16 protein-coding genes are annotated in these 18280 nt (G+C 69.8%); 12 read left to right on the top strand and 4 right to left on the bottom strand.

Annotated features, from left to right (window positions below; all coding sequences use genetic code 11):
• Positions 1-37 precede the first annotated feature (37 nt).
• Positions 38-1405 carry a lytic transglycosylase domain-containing protein gene (locus FB561_RS03890; protein ID WP_145803089.1) on the bottom strand — a complete coding sequence of 456 codons (1368 nt, stop codon included), beginning with the start codon at positions 1403-1405 and terminating at the stop codon, positions 38-40.
• Between the two features lie 229 nt (positions 1406-1634).
• Here FB561_RS03890 and hemL point away from each other — a divergent pair, with 229 nt between their 5' ends.
• The 8 genes from hemL (at position 1635) to FB561_RS03850 (ending at position 10283) form a co-directional block, all read left to right on the top strand.
• A complete protein-coding gene (gene hemL, locus FB561_RS03885; RefSeq protein ID WP_145803087.1) occupies positions 1635-2957 on the top strand; it encodes a glutamate-1-semialdehyde 2,1-aminomutase in 1323 nt (440 codons plus the stop codon).
• Positions 2958-2998: 41 nt separating this feature from the next.
• Positions 2999-3622: a histidine phosphatase family protein gene (locus FB561_RS03880; RefSeq protein ID WP_238335142.1), complete on the top strand. Its 624-nt coding sequence runs from the start codon at positions 2999-3001 to the stop codon at positions 3620-3622.
• Positions 3622-4188, top strand: a complete 567-nt coding sequence (locus FB561_RS03875; protein WP_145803083.1) for a TlpA family protein disulfide reductase — start codon at positions 3622-3624, stop codon at positions 4186-4188. The genes FB561_RS03880 and FB561_RS03875 overlap by 1 nt, the downstream gene beginning before the upstream one ends.
• 13 nt (positions 4189-4201) lie before the next feature.
• Complete coding sequence (locus FB561_RS03870; protein WP_145803081.1) at positions 4202-4945, top strand: cytochrome c biogenesis CcdA family protein; 744 nt, start codon at positions 4202-4204, stop codon at positions 4943-4945.
• Position 4946: 1 nt separating this feature from the next.
• Complete coding sequence (gene resB / locus FB561_RS03865) at positions 4947-6527, top strand: cytochrome c biogenesis protein ResB (protein WP_145803079.1); 1581 nt, start codon at positions 4947-4949, stop codon at positions 6525-6527.
• Complete coding sequence (ccsB, locus tag FB561_RS03860) at positions 6524-7498, top strand: c-type cytochrome biogenesis protein CcsB (protein ID WP_145803077.1); 975 nt, start codon at positions 6524-6526, stop codon at positions 7496-7498. Before resB ends, ccsB begins: the two co-directional genes overlap by 4 nt.
• A 30-nt stretch (positions 7499-7528) precedes the next feature.
• The gene (locus FB561_RS03855) at positions 7529-7780 is read left to right on the top strand and encodes a DUF4229 domain-containing protein (RefSeq protein ID WP_145803075.1); all 252 of its coding nucleotides are present in this window, start codon (positions 7529-7531) and stop codon (positions 7778-7780) included.
• A gap of 148 nt (positions 7781-7928) precedes the next feature.
• A complete protein-coding gene (locus tag FB561_RS03850) occupies positions 7929-10283 on the top strand; it encodes a LamG-like jellyroll fold domain-containing protein (protein ID WP_145803072.1) in 2355 nt (784 codons plus the stop codon).
• A gap of 78 nt (positions 10284-10361) precedes the next feature.
• Here FB561_RS03850 and FB561_RS03845 read toward each other — a convergent pair whose 3' ends face one another.
• Positions 10362-11291 carry an RNA polymerase sigma-70 factor gene (locus FB561_RS03845; RefSeq protein ID WP_145803070.1) on the bottom strand — a complete coding sequence of 310 codons (930 nt, stop codon included), beginning with the start codon at positions 11289-11291 and terminating at the stop codon, positions 10362-10364.
• 171 nt (positions 11292-11462) lie between these two features.
• Between FB561_RS03845 and FB561_RS03840 the strand changes: the two genes are divergently transcribed.
• The 3 genes from FB561_RS03840 (at position 11463) to FB561_RS03830 (ending at position 15199) form a co-directional block, all read left to right on the top strand.
• Positions 11463-12803, top strand: coding sequence for an FAD-binding oxidoreductase (locus FB561_RS03840; RefSeq protein ID WP_145803068.1), 1341 nt, complete (start codon positions 11463-11465; stop codon positions 12801-12803).
• Positions 12804-12964: 161 nt separating this feature from the next.
• A complete protein-coding gene (locus FB561_RS03835; protein WP_145803066.1) occupies positions 12965-13573 on the top strand; it encodes a TetR/AcrR family transcriptional regulator in 609 nt (202 codons plus the stop codon).
• Positions 13574-13627: 54 nt separating this feature from the next.
• Positions 13628-15199 (top strand): MFS transporter, encoded by a 1572-nt coding sequence (locus FB561_RS03830; RefSeq protein WP_145803064.1) that lies wholly within the window; start codon positions 13628-13630, stop codon positions 15197-15199.
• A 63-nt stretch (positions 15200-15262) separates the two neighbouring features.
• Here the strand turns inward: FB561_RS03830 and FB561_RS03825 are convergent, their stop codons facing one another.
• Positions 15263-16318, bottom strand: coding sequence for an FUSC family protein (locus FB561_RS03825; protein ID WP_145803062.1), 1056 nt, complete (start codon positions 16316-16318; stop codon positions 15263-15265).
• Between the two features lie 127 nt (positions 16319-16445).
• Positions 16446-17432 carry an alpha/beta hydrolase gene (locus tag FB561_RS03820; protein WP_272952528.1) on the bottom strand — a complete coding sequence of 329 codons (987 nt, stop codon included), beginning with the start codon at positions 17430-17432 and terminating at the stop codon, positions 16446-16448.
• 92 nt (positions 17433-17524) lie between these two features.
• On the opposite strand from FB561_RS03820, the gene FB561_RS03815 reads away from it, so the two are divergent.
• Complete coding sequence (locus tag FB561_RS03815) at positions 17525-18232, top strand: hypothetical protein (protein ID WP_145803058.1); 708 nt, start codon at positions 17525-17527, stop codon at positions 18230-18232.
• The last annotated feature ends 48 nt before the right edge of the window (positions 18233-18280 follow it).

Raw genomic sequence — 18280 nt, 5'->3', positions numbered from 1 at the left:
GGGAGGGGTGGGGGCAGGCGCGCCTGTCTAGGGGGAATCAGCTCCCGAGGATGCCTCCACCGAGAACGCCGAGCAGGCCGAGCGCGGACAGCAGGCCGCGGATCACCTGGTCGACCGCGGCGGTCCCGCCGGTCTGGAAGGCGGTCACGCACTTCTGCAGCTGCTCCTGCGTCGGGTGCGTGATGGTGACCTTGGTCAGCTCGCCCTGGCAGTACTGCGCGGCCTTGGTGAGCTCGGCGAGCGTGCTGCCGACCGTCCCGACGACCACGCCGGCCGCGGTCTGCAATCTCGCCACCACGGTGGTCGGGGTGCTCGGCGGCGTCGACGGCTTGCTGGTCGGGGGCTTGCTCGTCGGCGGCTTCGTCGTCCCCGGCTTGCCCGGTGTGGACGGCTTGGTCGTCGGCTTGCTGTCGCCCGGCTTCCGCGTCGGCGTCGTGGTCGGCCTGCTCTCACCCGGCGTCTGCGTCGGCCGGGTCTGGCCCGGCGGGCGGACCGGCAGGTCGACGGCCTGCGGCAGGTTCTGATCGGCGGGGGCGTCGATGGTCGGGTCGTCGATCTTGCCGTCGGCCCGGTCGATGCCCTGGTCGTCGCTCTCGGTCTCGTTGCCGACCGCGATCCAGCTGCCACCCGCGTACGCCTTGGCGATGCTCAGCACCAGGTCGACGTACTGCTGGGAGTGGTTGTACCGCAGCACGGCCTGGGTGAGGTCGCCGGCCTGGGAGAGGTCGGTCTTGCCGGAGCACAGGTAGACGGCGGCCGACATCGCCGCGTCGTCGATGTCCTGCGGGTTCCGGACGCCGTCACCGTCGCCGTCGACGCCCATCGCCTGCCAGGTGGCCGGGATGAACTGCATCGGGCCGACCGCACGGTCGAACGCGCCGTCACCGTCCAGCCGGCCGGCGTCCGAGTCGGTGATCCGAGCCGTGCTCGACCCGTCCAGCCGGGGCCCGAAGATCCCCGGTCGCGCGACGCCGTCGGTGGTCAGCGCGTTGCCGCCGAAGCGACCGTGGTTCGACTCGACGCGGCCGATCGCCGCGACCAGGGTCCACGGCAGCTGACAGGCCGGATCCACCTTGGCCATCACCTGCTGGGCCCGCGAGTACGCCTTCAGCGCCGCGGTCGGGATGCCGTCGCGGGAGAGCCCGGACACCACCTGGGTCGGCTCCTCGCCGCGGTCCACGCCGTTGCCGACGACACCGGGGACGGGAATGTTGGCCGGGTCCTTGATCTGCTGCTTGGGGACCACGACGGGGGTGTTCCCACCCGTCTGCTCCAGCGCGGCCGTCGCGACCGCCGGGTCGTCCGTCGCGCTCACGGTGAACGCGCTCGCGAACAACGCCAGCGGAACCAGCGGCGCCACCTGACGCCACCCGCTCCCCGCCGCTCGGCGTCTGCCCTTCGCCATCGATGATCCCTCCGTGACTCATCGACCTGTCCCGCCCCACGTCGCGGACACGTCCTCGTCGGTCCCGGCTCCCGTCGTACCTGGTACAACGCCTGGCCCGTACGTGGGTTACGGGCGGGCGCGACTGCTGTACGAGCGGTCACCGAGTACCCATACTGGCGCGTAACATCCCGGAACGGAACCCCCAGGGGGCTGCCCGCCCACCGGTTCACGGGGGCGGTCGGGGAGAATGGCGGCCGTGTCCGACCACACCGCTCGTTCCGCCGCTCTGTTCGATCAGGCCACCGCAGTCACGCCTGGCGGGGTGAATTCGCCGGTCCGCGCGTTCCGCGCCGTCGGCGGGGTACCGCGCTTCATGGCCTCCGGTGACGGATGTCACATCACCGATGTCGACGGCAACACCTATCTCGACCTCGTCTGTTCGTGGGGACCGATGTTGCTCGGCCACGCCCATCCCGAGGTGACGGCCGCCGTCCAGGCCGCGGTCGCCCGCGGCACGTCGTACGGGACGCCGACCGAGGCCGAGGTGTTGCTGGCCGAGGAGATCGTGGCCCGGACCCCGGTCGAGAAGGTGCGGCTGGTGTCGTCCGGGACCGAGGCGACGATGTCCGCGCTCCGGCTGGCCCGCGGCTTCACCGGCCGGGCCAAGATCGTGAAGTTCGCCGGCTGCTACCACGGTCACGTGGACGCGCTGCTGGCCCAGGCCGGCTCCGGTGTCGTCACCCTCGGGATCCCGGGCACGCCGGGAGTCACCGAGGCGACCACCGCCGACACGATCGTGCTGCCGTACAACGACCAGGCCGCCGTCACCGACGCGTTCGCCCGGTACGGCCACCAGATCGCGGCCGTGATCACCGAGGCCTCGCCCGGGAACATGGGCGTCGTTCCGCCGCAGGACGGCTTCAACGCGTTCCTGGCCGGGATCTGCCGGGCCAACGGCGCGCTGTTCATCTCCGACGAGGTGATGACCGGCTTCCGGATCACCCGGTCCGGCTGGTACGGCGTGGACGGGGTCGCGCCCGACCTGATGACGTTCGGCAAGGTGATGGGCGGCGGGTTCCCGGCGGCGGCGTTCGGCGGCCGGGCCGAGATCATGGCGCACCTGGCCCCGGAGGGCTCGGTCTACCAGGCCGGCACCCTGTCCGGGAACCCGGTCGCCACCACGGCCGGCCTGACCACGCTGCGGCTGGCCACCGACGAGGTGTACGCCAAGCTCGACGAGACCTCGGCCACCATCCAGCGGCTGGTCGGGACCGCGCTGGACAAGGAAGGTGTGCCGTACGTCATCCAGGCCGCCGGGAACCTCTTCAGCGTCTTCTTCGTGGACTCCACGGAGGGACCGCGCCCGATCCGGGACTTCGCCGGGGCGAGCGCCCAGGTGCTGCCCCGGTTCGCCGCGTTCTTCCATGCCATGCTGAAGTCCGGCGTCTACCTGCCGCCGAGCGCGTTCGAGGCCTGGTTCGTCAGTGCCGCGATCGACGACGCGGCACTGGAACGGCTCGAGAAGGCACTCGGCTCGGCGGCGGTCGCCGCGGCGGCCGGACAACACTGAAGGGATCGGCAGCGGTGACCGAAACGACGGTCGTGCACCTGATGCGTCACGGCGAGGTGCACAACCCGACCGGCGTGCTCTACGGCCGGATCCCCGACTTCCACCTGTCCGACCTGGGCCGCCGGATGGCCGAACGGGTCGCCGAGCACGTCGCCGGCCGCGACATCGTGCACCTGGTCAGCTCGCCGCTGGAGCGGGCCCAGGAGACGATGGAGCCGATCGCCAAGACGTTCGGGCTGACCCCGGACCTCGACGAGCGGGTGATCGAGGCGGCGAATCAGTTCGAGGGCAAGAAGTTCGGCGTCGGCGACGGCGCGCTCCGGCAGCCGAGCGCCTGGTGGCTGCTGCGCAACCCGTGGAAGCCGTCCTGGGGCGAGCCGTACAGCCAGCTGGTCCGCCGGATGCGGGACGCGATCGAGACCGCCCGGGAGAAGGCCGCCGGGCACGAGGCGCTGATCGTGTCGCACCAGTTGCCGATCTGGATCGTCCGGTCCGCGATCGAGGGCCGCCGGATGCTGCACGACCCGCGCAAGCGGCAGTGCAGCCTGGCCAGCCTGACCTCGTTCACCTTCCACGGCGACGCGATCGTCTCGGTCGGGTACGCCGAGCCCGCCAAGGACCTGCTGCCGGTCAAGAACCCGAAGAAGTTCGCGGGAGGTGCCTGATGCGCCGTACCGCGATCGTGCTGGCCGGTGCCGTCCTGCTGCTGACCGCGGCCTGTAGCTCGGGTCAGCAGACGAACGAGAACCGCAGCGGTCAGACCGGTTTCGTCAGCGGCAACGGCCAGATGTCTGTGTTCGCGCCCAACGAACGCAAGCCGGCCCCCGCCTTCGGTGGCGAGACGCTGGACGGCAAGGAGTGGAAGTTCGCCGACCACAAGGGCAAGGTCGTGGTGCTCAACGTCTGGGGCTCCTGGTGCCCGCCGTGCCGCAAGGAGGCGCCCGCGCTGATCGAGGCCGCCAAGCAGGTCGGCCCGGAGGTGGAGTTCATCGGGCTGAACACCCGGGACCTCGACAAGGCGCCGGCGAAGAAGTTCGTCCAGGAGTTCGGGGTCACCTTCCCGAGCCTGTTCGACCCCAGCGGCAAGCAGTTGCTCGGGTTCCGCGGCCAGATCTCGCCGACCTCGATCCCGAGCACGCTGGTGATCGACAAGCAGGGCCGGGTCGCCTCCCGGGTGATCGGTGAGGTGACGACCCAGACGCTGGTCGGCATGGTGAAAGACGCCGGCTGATGGAGCAGTTCTGATGGGGCAGTGGTTCGCCGAGACGATGACGGGGTCGATGCTGGTCGCCCTGCCGATCGCGGTGCTCGCCGGCGCGATCTCGTTCTTCTCGCCGTGCGTCGTCCCGCTGCTGCCCGGCTATCTTTCGTACGTCACGGGGTTGTCGGCGGCCGAGCTCGGCTCGGAGCGGCGGGGCCGGATGCTGGCCGGGACGAGCCTGTTCGTGGCCGGGTTCTCGGCGGTGTTCATCCTCACCGGCGTGCTGTTCGGGGCCATCGGCAACGCCCTGCTCGAGCACCAGGTGGCGATCACCCGCGTACTCGGCGGGATCACCGTCTTGCTCGGGCTGATCTTCCTCGGCGGCTTCGGCTTTCTGCAACGCGACCTGCGGGTGCACCGGGTCCCCGCGGTCGGGATCGCGGCCGCGCCACTGCTCGGGGTGCTGTTCGGCTTCGGCTGGACCCCGTGCATCGGGCCGACACTCGGTACCGTGATGAACCTGGCCGCCACCGAGGGCAGTACCGGCCGGGGTGCCGCACTGGCCCTGGTCTTCAGCCTCGGACTGGGCATCCCGTTCGTGGTGGCCGCGCTCGCGTTCCGCCGGATGCTCGGCGCCGTCGCGTGGGTCCGCAAGCACCAGTTGCTGGTGATCCGGATCGGCGGCGTGCTGATGATCGCCGTCGGGCTACTGCTGCTGACAGGGGTATGGGATTCGATGACCGCCGATCTGCGTCAATGGGTCAGCAACTTCGGGTCGGCGGTGTGACATGACCGACGTCAAGGACCGCGTCGCCACCCCGATGCCGGGCGGCAAACCCCCGAGCACCGACCCACCGGCCCTCGGCCTGGTCGGCTGGCTCCGCTGGTCCTGGCGCCAGCTCACCTCGATGAAGACCGCCCTGGTCCTCCTCTTCCTCCTCGCCCTCGGCGCCGTCCCGGGCTCGCTCGTCCCGCAGATCCCGGTCGACCCGATCAAGGTCTCGGACTTCTACGACGCGCATCCCGACCTGGCGCCGGTGTACGACAAGCTCGGCCTGTTCGACGTCTACAAGTCGGTCTGGTTCTCCGCGATCTACCTGCTGCTGTTCATCTCGCTGATCGGCTGCGTGGTGCCGCGGCTGCAGGTGTACCTGAAGGCGTTACGGGCCCGGCCGCCGAAGCCGCCGCGCAACCTGCACCGTCTGCCCGGGTACCAGAAGTTCGAGCTGGACGGCGGCGAGACCGAGGTCCTCGCCGCCGCCACCAAGGAACTGCGCCGCCGCCGGTTCCGGGTCGAGGCGTACGACGGCGCGGTCGGCGCGGAACGCGGGTACCTGCGCGAAGCGGGCAACCTGCTCTTCCACTTCTCGCTGATCCTCTGCCTGGTCGGGGTCGCCTGGGGCTCGCTGCTCGGCTACCGCGGCACCGTCCTGGTGGTCAAGGGCAACGGTTTCTCGAACTCGGTGGCCCAGTACGACGACTTCACCCCGGGCCGGGTGTTCAGCCCGGACGAGCTGCCGCCGTTCTCGCTCACCGTGAACGACTTCAAGGCGACGTACGAGACGCAGGGCCCGCAACGGGGATCCGCGCGCAGCTTCAACGCGGACATCACCTACCAGCTCACCCCGGAGTCCCCGGAGGAGCGGTACGACCTGCGGGTCAACCACCCGCTGTCGGTCGAGGGCACCAAGGTCCACCTGCTCGGCAACGGGTACGCCCCGAAGGTGACGGTCCGCGACGGGCAGGGCCAGATCGCGTTCTCCGGGCCGGCGCCGTTCCTGCCGCAGGACGCCAACCTCTCGTCGTTCGGCGTGATCAAGGCCCCGGACGCCCGGCCCACGCAGCTCGGGTTCGAGGGGTTCTTCCTGCCGACCGCGGTGATCGACCAGCGCGGCCCGATCTCGGTCTTCCCCGACACCGTCAACCCGGCGCTCGTGCTCACGGCGTACTACGGCCGCCCGGGTGACGAGACCGGCAAGCCGCAGTCGGTGTACCAGCTGGACAAGACGAAGCTGACCCAGTTCGACGACGGCAAGGGGGACAAGCTGCGGTTCCAGCTCGCCCCCGGCCAGACCGTGACGTTGCCGGACGGGCGCGGGTCGCTCACCTTCGACTCGTTCGAGCCGTGGGTGAAACTGCAGATCAGCCACACCCCGGGGCTGAACCTGGCGCTGGCCGGGATCCTGCTCGCCATCCTCGGCCTGATGGGGTCCCTGTTCGTCCACCCGCGCCGGACCTGGGTGCGGGTGCGCACGCAGGACGGGCGTACCGTTGTGGAGGTCGCCGGTCTGGACCGGGGGCCGGAGCGTGGTCTCGGTGACGAGATCGACGCCGTCTCGACCATCCTGAAGAAGCAGGAGCAGTCATGAACTCGGCGACCCTCGCCTCGGTGTCGAACCTGTTGGTCCCCACCGCGACAGTGATCTACGCGCTCGCTCTGCTGGCGCACACCGTCGAGTGGTCGAGCGGTCTGCGGGTGGTGAAGAAGACCGAGAAGAAGGTCCTTGTCACCGCCGACGGCAGCGAGATCGAGGAGCCCGGCTCCACCGACGTCGACGAGCCGCCGGTGTCGTCGTTCCGGACCGAGCTGGCCAGCCGCATCGGCGTCGTGCTCACCATCTTCGCGTTCGTGCTGCACGCCGGCGGCGTCCTGACCCGCGGCCTCGCCGTGACCCGGGTGCCGTGGGGCAACATGTACGAGTTCGCGATCACCGCGTCGCTCGCGGTGGCCGCGGTGTACATCGCCCTGCTGAAGCGGTACCGCCTGCAGTGGATGGGGCTCGGCGTCACGTTCGTGCTCGCGGCGACGCTCGGGATCGCGGTCCTCGCGCTGTACGTGCCGGCCGCCGACCTGCTGCCCGCACTGCACTCGTACTGGCTGGTGATCCACGTGTCCGCCGCGGCGATCGCCGGTGGGGCGTTCACGGTCGGCGGCCTCGCGTCAGTGCTGTACCTGATCAAGAACCGCGCCGAGCGCCGCGAGACCGAGGGCAAGCCGATGCCGGCCGCCCTCCGCCGGATCCCGACCGCCGGCGTGATCGACGGCGTGGCGTACAAGGTGCACGCGTTCGCGTTCCCGCTGTGGACCTTCGGCGTCCTGGTAGCGGGCCCGATCTGGGCGTACTACGCCTGGGGCCGCGCCTGGGGCTGGGACCCCAAGGAAGTCTGGTCCCTGGTCACCTGGGTCGTCTACGCCGCCTACCTGCACGCCCGCGCCACCGCCGGCTGGCGAGGCCGCCGCGCCGCCTGGGTAGCCATCGCCGGCTGGGTCGTCTTCCTCTTCAACTTCATCGGCGTCAACCTGCTGCTCTCCGGCTTCCACGCCTACTCCGGCCTGTGATTTGCTGAGAACGAGAACCAAGGAGCCGGCGTGAAAGAGTTCGCGATCTACACCGGGTTGCGCCTGGTGCTTTTCGCTGCCTGTTTTGCTGTGTTGTGGTTCGCCCTGAACAGCTGGCTGACCGTCTTCCCGTTGTTGCTGCTGGCGTTGATCGCTTCTTCGATTCTGTCGATCTTCGTGCTCCGGGCGGCGCGTGATCGGCTGGCCGGGAAGATCGAAGGCCGGGCCGCGAAGATGTCCGAGCGCCTCGACGCGGCCCGCCGCGCCGAGGACGACGACTGAGGCGTACTCGACCCGAGGCGCTGCCTCACAGGGCTACCGGCGAGTTTCATAGCGAGGTTTACGAATAGACCTTGTGTAACTGGTGGGTCGGTGATATTTCTAACGGCACCCGCCAACCAGGGCGGCCCCGACGAGTTGGGGTGCACGGATGTCGTTGCCTGTTCGGTCCGTAGCCAGACAAGCCCGGTCGCCTTTCGGTGGCCCACTATTCGTCCGTGGGGTCGCCGTCGCCCTCGGACTGGCGCTCATCGTCGGCCTGGGGGCAAACCCACCGACGGCAGGAGCAGAATCCCCCGAGGCGGCGACCTCGACCTCGACCTGGGAGCTCGCCGGCGACGCCCGCGACTCGGTCGCCGATCGCCATGGCGAGGCACTGGCCGGCGTCACGTTCTCAGAGAGCAGCGCACGCTTCTCGGGTCGTGACGACTCCGAGATCCGGCTTCCGTACGCCCGGGTCCTCGAGCCCGGCGAGGAGAGCTGGAGTCTGTCGCTGTCGGATGTCGTGCCCGGCACCCTGACCCGCTCGCACCAGGCGATCGCGACCAGCAGGTCGACCACCAATCAGGGCTGGGCCTTCTACATCATGCCCAACGGCGAGTTCCGCTTCTGGTCCCGCGTCGTGGGTCAGGCCGCTTGGTCGCAGTTCGCCACCGGCGTGATCGCACGACCTGGGACGAGCTACGACGTGACCGTCCGGTGGGAGCCGGGGACGGTGACCGTTCGGATCGCCGGTGGTGCGACGGCGGAGCGGACCTTCTCCATGGCGATGCCGGTCATCAACGACGGCAGCAACCCGATCCGCCTCGGCAACGGAGGCGACCGCGGTACCGAGTTCTTCTACAACGGGTCGATCGGCGGCGTCTCGCTGTCGGCCACGGCCCGCGCCAACCCCTGGTCGCGGTGCGAGGCGAACGCCACGACGCCCGCGGTCGTCACTCCGCCCGACCCGGCGATCCTGCGCCGTCAGATCCCGACCGACGAGGTCAGCCGGCTTGCGCTGGAAGCGGCGCGGAACGCCAACCGCCACATCTCCACCACCTACTGGAACGAGCAGTTCGCCGGCGAGCAAGGCGAGCGGATCAACCTCGCCCAGCGCCTCGGCAACACCGAGTACGCCCTGCGTGGCCCGGCGATGGCGGCGGTCAGCTCCGCGATCATGATCGCCACCGGGGCGTACGACCCCGCCGACACCGGGGTCAGCGAAACCGAGGCGCGCTCGCGGGTCGTGCGGCTGGTGAGCTCGGCGGCCGCCGAGCACCGCGCGAACGACCCGGGCGGCTGGGGTACCGAGTCGAGCCTGTGGCAAGCGTCGCTGTGGGCCTACTACAACGGCTTCGCCGCTTGGTTGGTGTGGGACGACCTCAGCCCGGCGCAGCAGGCGTGCGTGACGAACATGGTGGCGCTGGAAGCGGACGCGATGCCCGATCCGGCCTACTACCGCGATGCCGCCGGGACGATCATCCGGCCAGGCAACACGCAGGCCGAGGAGAACGCGTGGCGCAGCTCCCTGTCCGGCCTGGCCGCCCTCATGATGCCTGGCGCGGCGGACAGCTCGCGGTGGCGCGGCGACGCTCTCGACTTGGCGCTGGCGGCTTGGGCGACGCCCGGGGACGTGACGGCGACGGAGGTCGTCAACGGCCGCCGCCTCGACGCGCTCCTCGACGGATCCAACGTCGAGCCGGACGGAACGGTCGAGAACCACAACCTGATGCACCCGATCTACATGCTCGCGTTCGACCAGAACGTCAACAACGCCCTCGCGCAGCAGCTGACCGGGCAGCTGCCGGCCTCGGCCTACCTCCGCAATGTCGGTCTGACCTACGAAGCGCTGGTGGACAAGGACTTCCCCTCGCCACCCTGGCTGTCGCCGGGAGGCACGATCTATGTCCCGGGTGAATCGACCATCTACTACCCCGACGGCAACGACTGGGGCACCACGTTCCCGTTGTACTTCGCGCAGGCCGACGTGATCGCGGACAGCTACGGCATCGGCGGCGAGCTCAGCGCGCCGCCGAGCGAGTGGGCGGCGCGGCACCTACGGGCCGCCGTCGACCTGCAGAATCGCTTTCCTGACGGTCACACCTACCTCAACACCACGGAAAGCAACTACCGGCTGCGGGAGGAACGCACAGCGCAGATCGCCGCGCACACCTTCCTGACGCGGGTGCTGAACTCGGGCGCCCGGACCTGCCTCACGAACCGGCCGTACACCACCAGCACGACCGATCCGCTCCTCGGTGAGCTGGAGATCGCCTGGCAGGCCATCGAGAGTGAGGCGGGCAAGGCGCTGCCCGCCAAGCTGCGCAGCGATCTCGGTGCCGCGCTCGACCGGGCCGCCAAGGCCAAGAACCACGGTCAGAAGGTTGCCGCGATCCGAGCTCTGCAACTGCACCTCGCCAGGGCGGACGGCGATTCTCCCGCGCTCGACCAGATCCGCACGGCCGTCGACTCGGCCGCATCGTGCGTACTCCGGCTGCCGGGAGGCCCAGACGGGTCGCGGTGATCGGAAAGGCAACGATCGGCCGCGTCTACCTTCTGCGATCCGGAGGCATCGCGGAAGGTGGACGCGGCGGACCGGGGCTCAGCGGCGCAGGGTTGTCTGCTCGGTGAGGTTCGAGAGTTTCTCCGGGTTGCGGACCGTGTAGAGGCCGGTAATGAGGCCTTCGTCGATGCGGAGCGCGATGACAGCTTCGATGCGGTCCTCGCGGCGGACGATGAGGGCCGGGTAGCCGTTGACGTGGGCCGGCTGGAAGGTGGCGTCGGCGAGGAGTCTGCGGCCGGACGAGAGCAGGCCGGCGACCTTGTCGGCGCCGACCAGCGGGACCGGGAACGCTTCGACCTTGCCGCCGCCGTCGCCGACCAGGACGACGTCCGGGGCGAGGATGTCGAGCAGGTTCTGCAGGTCGCCGGTCTGGACCGCGCGCTGGAAGGCGTTCAGGGCGTCGCGGGTCTCGGCGGCGGAGACAGTACCGCGGGGCCGGCGGGCGGCGACGTGGTTCCGGGCCCGATGGGCGATCTGGCGAACCGCGGCCGCGTTCTTGTCGACGGCGGCCGCGATCTCGTTGTACGGCACGTCGAACACGTCGCGGAGGACGAACACCGCCCGCTCGGTCGGGGTGAGCGTCTCCAGGACCAGCAGCATCGCCATCGAGACGCTGTCGGCGAGCTCGACGTCCTCGGCGATGTCGGGCGTCGTAAGCAGGGGCTCGGGGAGCCACGGGCCGACGTACGACTCCTTGCGCCGGCCGAGGGTACGCAGCCGGGTGAGGGCCTGACGGGTGGTGATGCGGACCAGGTACGCGCGCTGGTTCTGGACGGTGGCGAGGTCGACGCCGGCCCAGCGCAGCCAGGTCTCCTGCAGAACGTCCTCGGCGTCCGCGGCCGAGCCGAGCATCTCGTACGCGACCGTGAACAACAGGTTGCGGTGAGCAACGAAGGCGTCGGTCGCGGGATCCGGCGCGCCCTGCGGTTCGGTGCGATCCTCGGTCGAGCCCGGCGACGTGCCGTCCATGCGTGGCTCCTCTCAGCTCTCCGCCATGACAATCACCCGACGCCGCTGGCTGCCGGTTTGTGACATCGGAGCCATTGTGGCCTGCGTCACAATCGGGCGATGTCACAGGAACTGCCGCACCGGCATCTCGTGATCGGTCAGTGCAGCGGAATCCCCTGTGGAGGGAAAGTCATGAGTACACCCCTGGAAGTTCTTCGCCGCGACTTCGGCGGCGACATCATCGAGCCGGGCGGCGCGGAGTACGAGGCGGCCAGCCGGTCGATCCTGGTGACCGGCAGCCCGGCTCGCGTCCTGCGGCCCAAGACCGTCGAGGACGTGCGCGCCGGCGTCCGGTACGCCGTGGACGCGGGGCTCGCGTTGTCGGTTCGCGGCGGCGGGCACAGCTTCCCCGGATTCGGTACCAACGACGGCGGCGTCGTGATCGACCTGAGCCAGCTGGCGACCGTCGAGCTCGTCGACGACCAGCGCCACCTGGTACGCGTCGGCGGCGGAGCCACATGGGGAACGGTCGCCGACGCGCTCGCTCCGCACGGCCTGGCGATCTCGTCGGGCGACACCAGAAGCGTCGGCGTCGGCGGACTGACGTTGAGCGGCGGCATCGGCTGGAAGGTCCGGAAGTACGGCCTGGCGCTGGACAGCCTGGTCGCGGCGGAGGTGGTGACCGCGGCCGGGGAGGTGGTGCGGGCGTCCTCCGAGGAGAACCCGGAGCTGTTCTGGGCGCTGCGCGGTGGCGGCGGCAACTTCGGCATCGTCACCGCGTTCGAGTTCGCGGCGCATCCGACGACGGACGTCTTCTTCGGCCGCATCACGTTCCCGGCGGCCGAGGCGGCCACCGTGTTGCAGGGGTGGGCGGACTACCTGCGGACCGCGCCCGAGGAGCTCACCTCGATCGTGAACCTCGCGAACCCGTTCGCCGGTGGACCGAACGCGCCGGTCGAGATCACGGTCGCCTTCGACGGCGACGACCCCGAGTCGGCGGCCGCGGCCATCGACCCGATCCGCCGGCTCGGTTCGGTGATCGACGACGAGGTCACGCCGAAGCCGTACGGGGAGGTCCTGGTGGAAGGGCTGGTGCCGCCGCCCGGGATTCGGATCGTGGCTCGGAGTGCCTTTGTTTCCAAGGAATCCGCGGGTGAGGTACTGCGGATCCTGGCCGAGGTGGGGGCTTCGGAGCGGTCGCCGTTGATCTCGGTGCGCAGCGTCGGCGGTGCGGTGTCGAAGGTGGCGGCCGATGCGACGGCGTACGCGCATCGGCAGGCGGAGTTGATGTTCGTGACGACGATCGCGGGTCCGGCGCCGGTGGTCGAGGCCGCGGGGCCGGGATTGGATGCGGTGTGGGCGAGGTTGCGGCCGCAGGTGGCTGGGGCGTACGCGAACTTCCTGGCGACGGCGACCGAGGCGGATGTCGCGGCGGTCTACCCGGCCGAGACGTACGCACGGTTGGCGGCGGTGAAGACGAAGTACGACCCCGGCAACCTGTTCGCGGGAAACCACAATGTGCGGCCGGAGTAGGCGGGTGAGTACCAGTGCGGTGACTGGTACTCAGAGTGACACAGCCCACGTCGACGATCGGCGGAAAAGTGTTTGTGCATTCCTTCACATGAGTCGTATCGTGGTGGATGAAACGAAACCGTTTCGTTCTATCTGCGCGTGAATGCTGACTCAGGGTGATCATGACCGACGTTGCCGATGCCGTCCACCGCCAGCGCCCGCGGGTCGAGGGGGGCCGGGAGGAGGAGATCCTCGCGGCGACCGTCGACGTGCTGGTGGAGCTGGGGTACGACCGGCTGACGATGGACGCGGTGGCGACGGCCGCCAAGGCCAGCAAGGCGACGTTGTACCGGCGGTGGTCGAGCAAGGCCGAGCTGGTGGTCGACTCGATCAGCCGGGCGAAGGGGTGCCCGGTGCCGGACGACGTCGACACCGGGAGTCTGCGGGGCGACCTGATCGCGCTGTCGTGCGACCAGGGCGGGTTCGACGAGTTGCCGATGTCGGTGATGGCGGGGCTGTTGACCGCGCTGCACCGGGACGCCGATCTGCAGGAGGCGTTCCGGGAGCGGTTCCTGGCACCGCGGCTCGAGGTGATGAGCCGGGTGTACGAGCGCGCCGCCGAGCGGGGCGAGCTGGCTCCGGGTACCGATGTCGAGCTGCTCGCGCAAACTTTGCCCGCGGTCGTCGTCCACCGGGCGTTCGTCCTCGGGATCGAGCCGACGGAGGACCTGATCCTCCGGGTGATCGACCACGTGATTCTGCCTGCGGCGCGGGGGTCGCAGGTGCGCTGACCGGTGAGGGGCCGGCGAACCGATACCAAGTTTTCCAGAGGGGATTAACTCAGCATGTCCGAAGACGTCATCAAGGCCGATCCGCCGGACGAACGGCGGCCGGTCGACACGGTGGCAGCGCCCGAGTCGGGCCACGGCCACCGCAATCTCGGCATCGCGCTCGCGCTGATCAGCATGGCGCAGCTGATGGTGGTGCTGGACGGCACCATCGTCAACATCGCGTTGCCGCACATCCAGACCGATCTCGGGTTCAGCAACGGGTCGCTGCCGTGGGTGGTCAACGCGTACGCGCTGGCCTTCGGTGGTCTGCTGCTGCTCGGCGGCCGGATCGGGGACATCCTCGGCCGCCGCAAGGTGTTCATGTTCGGCGTGGTGCTGTTCGGCCTCGCTTCGTTCATCGGTGGTATCGCCCAGAGCGAAGAGGTCCTGCTCGCCAGCCGGATCCTGCAGGGTGTCGCGGCCGCCGCCGCCTCGCCGAACGCGCTGGCCCTGATCACCACCACGTTCCCGGCCGGCAAGGAGCGCAACCGCGCGATGGCCGTGTACGCGGCGATGTCGGGCGCCGGGGCCGCGGTCGGCCTGATCCTCGGTGGTCTGCTGACCGAGGCGTCCTGGCGCTGGACCTTCTTCATCAACACGCCGATCGGCCTGATCGTGGCGTTCCTGGCGATCCGCTTCCTCGGTGAGTCGGCGCGGCAGAGCGGCAAGTTCGACCTGCCCGGCGCGGTCACCGGCACCGTCGGTCTGACCGGCCTGGTGTACGGCCTGACGCACGCGGCCGAGAAGGGCTGGGGCGACCCGGTCACGCTGGCCTTCATCCTCGGCGGCCTCGCCCTGATCGGGGCCTTCCTGCTGATCGAGGCCCGGTCGCGGCACGCCCTGATGCCGTTCCGGATCCTCGCGAACCGGACCCGCGGGGTCAGCTTCTTCGTGATGCTGATCGTCGGTGCGGCGATGTTCTCGATGTTCTACTTCCTGGGCATCTTCATCCAGAACATCATGGGCTACAGCGCGCTGAAGACCGGGTTCGCGTTCCTGCCGTTCAGCGTCGGCATCGTGATCGCGGCCCAGGTCGGCTCGGCGCTGATCTCCCGGATCGACCCGCGCTGGATCGCCGGGACCGGTGCCGTGTTCGCCGCGGTGGGCATGTTCGGGTTCTCCCGGCTCGAGGTGGACTCGTCGTACCTGACCCACCTGCTGCCGTTCATCATGCTGCTGTCGTTCGGCATGGGGCTGATCTTCGTCCCGCTCACCCTGACCGCGGTCAGCGGCGTGGCGAAGGAGGACTCCGGCGTCGGTTCGGCGGTGCTGAACACGGTCCAGCAGATCGGTGGTGCGATCGGGCTTGCGTTGCTGGGTACTGTGTCCACCAACGCCATCAAGGACAGGTTCACCGAACTGGCTCCGGGGTTGCAGAAGGCTGCGGAGGCGGGTCAGTCGCCGCAGCAGATCAAGCAGCTGGAGGGCCAGTTCACCGCGGTCGCCACGACGCACGGCTTCACCCAGGCCTTCCTGGTCTCGGCCTTCATCATCCTCGGCGCCGCGCTGATCACCCTGGTCGGCCTGAGCGTCAAGGCGAAGGACCTGGCCACCGACGGCCAGTCGGGCGCCGTGCACATGGGCTGATCCGGCCAAAGGACCGAAGGGTCGCATCCCGGGGCGGGGGTGCGGCCCTTCTTCTTTGCCCGCTCAGGTCTCAGTCGTGGGGGATCGGCGCGGCCGGATCAGCAGCGCGATCGTGAGCCCCACGGTGACCCCGATGACCGTCTCGACCAGGCGGTCGGTGACGAGGGTGGAGATCGGTTCGGCGTGCGCCATGTCGACCAGGAGCAGGGCCAGCGGGGTGATGACGATCAGGGCCGCGCCGTAGTTGCGCGCGATGAGCAGCTCCGCGGTCCCTTGCAGCGCGGGGACCGCGACCAGGATCGCGAGGACCGGTAGGTCGAGCGCGAGCAACGGGACGGCGAGGAAGATCCCGATGAGCGTCCCGGCCGCGCGGTGTACTCCGCGGACGAACTGCTTGCGGAAGCCGACCGCGGCCAACGGGGCGACGGCGGCGATCATCGCCCAGTACGGGTGGCTGATCCCGCTCGCGGTGGCGATCCCGCCGGCGATCAGGACAGCGGCGGCGTTGGCGGTTGGATTCACGATGCGCGGTAACGGCGCCGGCGGTGGTGCGGGCGGTGGAGTGGCTTGCGGTGGCGGTGGGGCCAGGCGGTCTTCGAGGACGCCCAACAGAATGGCGAGGGCCGCGGTACTCGCGGTGACGGCGATCGCGGGCAGGACGTTGGCGGCGGTGATCGGTACGGAGGAACAAGCCGCCACCGCGAACACGGGGAACAGGGCACCGGGCGGTTTCCAGTGGAAGTGGTCGGACAGCGCGGCGGCGAGTGCGGCCCACGCGGCGGCCGCGGGTACGGCCAGCCAGGTGCGTTCGGGATGCAGGGCGATCAGTACGCCGCACGCGACCGCGGCGGTCAGGGTCAGGCCGACCGCGATCTGCAGCTTCCAGCGACCGGGTGAGCGCAGACCGCCGCCGAAGACGGACGTGAACGCGCCGAAGGTCGCGTAGAGCGCCCACTCCACCCGGTCGAACCACCACAGCGTCAGCAGCGCGATCAGCATGGACAGCGCCGCACGGGCCGCGACCCGATGTGCGGCAGGGGCGGGGCGGACTTGGAGGAGATCGGTGCCGAGCACGCGGTACAGGCGGTCGGCGACGGACCTCACCACGTTCGCCGCCAACGGTCCACCTCCCTGCCCGCACGGGATCAAGGCACCGTACCTCGCGGCTCACCCGGGCGCCTCCACCGCCGGTACTGCCATGGGACGGCAGCACCGGCGGCTGGGAGTGCTGGAGCGCTGGGGAGTGCTAGGCCTTGCGGAGGCGGCCGAGGATCCCCTCCAGGTCGTGGGTGAACATGTCACCGCGGAAGACGTGGCCACCCGGCTGCTCGAGCCCCTCGTGCTGGATGCCCGCGGCCCGGAGCGCGGCGCGGAACTCCTGGTGCCCGGCCAGGACCTGGCGTTCGTTGGCCATGTCGAAGAAGTTGATCGGGTCCGGGCTGGTCCCGGCGACCAGGAAGACGCGCTTGCCCCGGTACCGCTCGAGGTTCTCCATCGGGTTGTCCGCGGTGACGCGGGCCTCGTCCCACAGCGGGACGCCGTAGATCGAGCCGCCGCCGAGGTCGAGCGCGGCCGAGGACACGTTCGCCCAGTGCGCGACCAGGCCGGCGTCCCGGCGGATGCTGGCCGGACCCGAGTGGGAGCTCACCGAGGCGAAGTGGCCGTAGTACTTGGCCGCGTACTTGAGCGCGCCGAAGCCGCCCATCGAGAAGCCGGCCACCGCGCGGCCGTCGAACTCGGCGAAGGTGCGGAAGTTCGCGTCGATCCACGGGATCAGCTGGTTGAGGTGGAACGTCTCCCAGTTCCGCGGCCCGGTGTTGGAGTTGACCGGGTTGGAGTACCAGCCGGCGTGGCCGCCGTCGGGCATCACGACGATGATCGGCTTGCCCGCGGTCAGTTCGCGGATCCGCATCTTGTCGAACGTCATGAAGTCCTGGTCGGTGCCGCCGCCGTGCAACAGGTAGAGCACCGGGTACCGGCGGCCGCTGTTGTAGTCGTCGGGGAGCAGGACGTTGACCGCCGGGTCCCACTCGATGGCGTCGGTGGCGAACCGGTAGTACTTCATCCGGGCGTTGTCTTCGTTACGGTCGACGATGTGCAGCCCGAAGCCGTCGTCGGCCGCACTGGCAGCGGCCGAAGTGGCGAGAATGGTCCCGCCACTCAGTCCCAGCGCGGCGGTCAGTCCGCCGGCGGCTTTCAGGACGGTGCGGCGTGAGGGGCGGTGATCGGTCAAGGTCAGGACCTCCTGATCGGAATGTGTTCGGCTGGTTACCGTGCGATTAGTTACTACCATAACTAAGGGTTCACCGAGTCAGGGAAGGTGTTGTGGCCAAGGAACGATCGCGGTCGACCACGGGCGGCCGCCCCGCCCAGATCACCCTCGCCGACATCGAGCGGGAGGGTCGCCGGATGGGTCTCACGGCACTCACGGTCGGCGGGGTGGCGAGCGCGCTCGGCGTGACCCCGACCGCGTTGTACCGGCATGTCGACGGCAAACTCGGCCTCGAACGGCTGGTGGGGGAGTCCGTGCTCGCGGAGTTCGTGCTCGTCGACGATCCGGGCCAGGACGCCCCGCGGTACCTGCTCTCGCTGGCGCACCAGCTCCGCGCCTTCGCGCTCGCGGAGCCGGGTATCACGGCGTACCTGCAGACGTTCTTCCCGCGCGGCGAGTCCGGCGCCAGGCTGCAGCGGGAGGCGATCGAGTCACTCGGCCGGCGCGGCTACGACCCCGCCGTCGGCGCGATGTTGTCCGGGACCGTCGCACAACTCGCGATCAGTCTGACCGCGGCCGAGCAGCGGCACCTGCCGGCAGACGACAACGGCCCGCTCAGCCGCGAACTGGAGAACGCGGAGGAGGTCCTGGAGTCCGACGCCGTACTCGCGACCGCGCACGGTGGTCTGCCGAACATCACCGAGGAGGACTACTTCCGGATGGTGATGACGGCCTGCATCCGAGGCCTCACCGACACCGCCACCCCCGGCCGCCCCGCCCTCGAAGTCCTGATCGACCTGGGCCTGTACGACCAGGGCTGACCGTCAGGAGCACTTCGCAGGACGAGCCGTCGGGTATCGGGCCGGCTT

The sequence above is a fragment of the Kribbella amoyensis genome (assembly GCF_007828865.1).
GTDB lineage: Bacteria > Actinomycetota > Actinomycetes > Propionibacteriales > Kribbellaceae > Kribbella > Kribbella amoyensis.
This window is presented reverse-complemented; position numbering and strand designations above follow the sequence as displayed.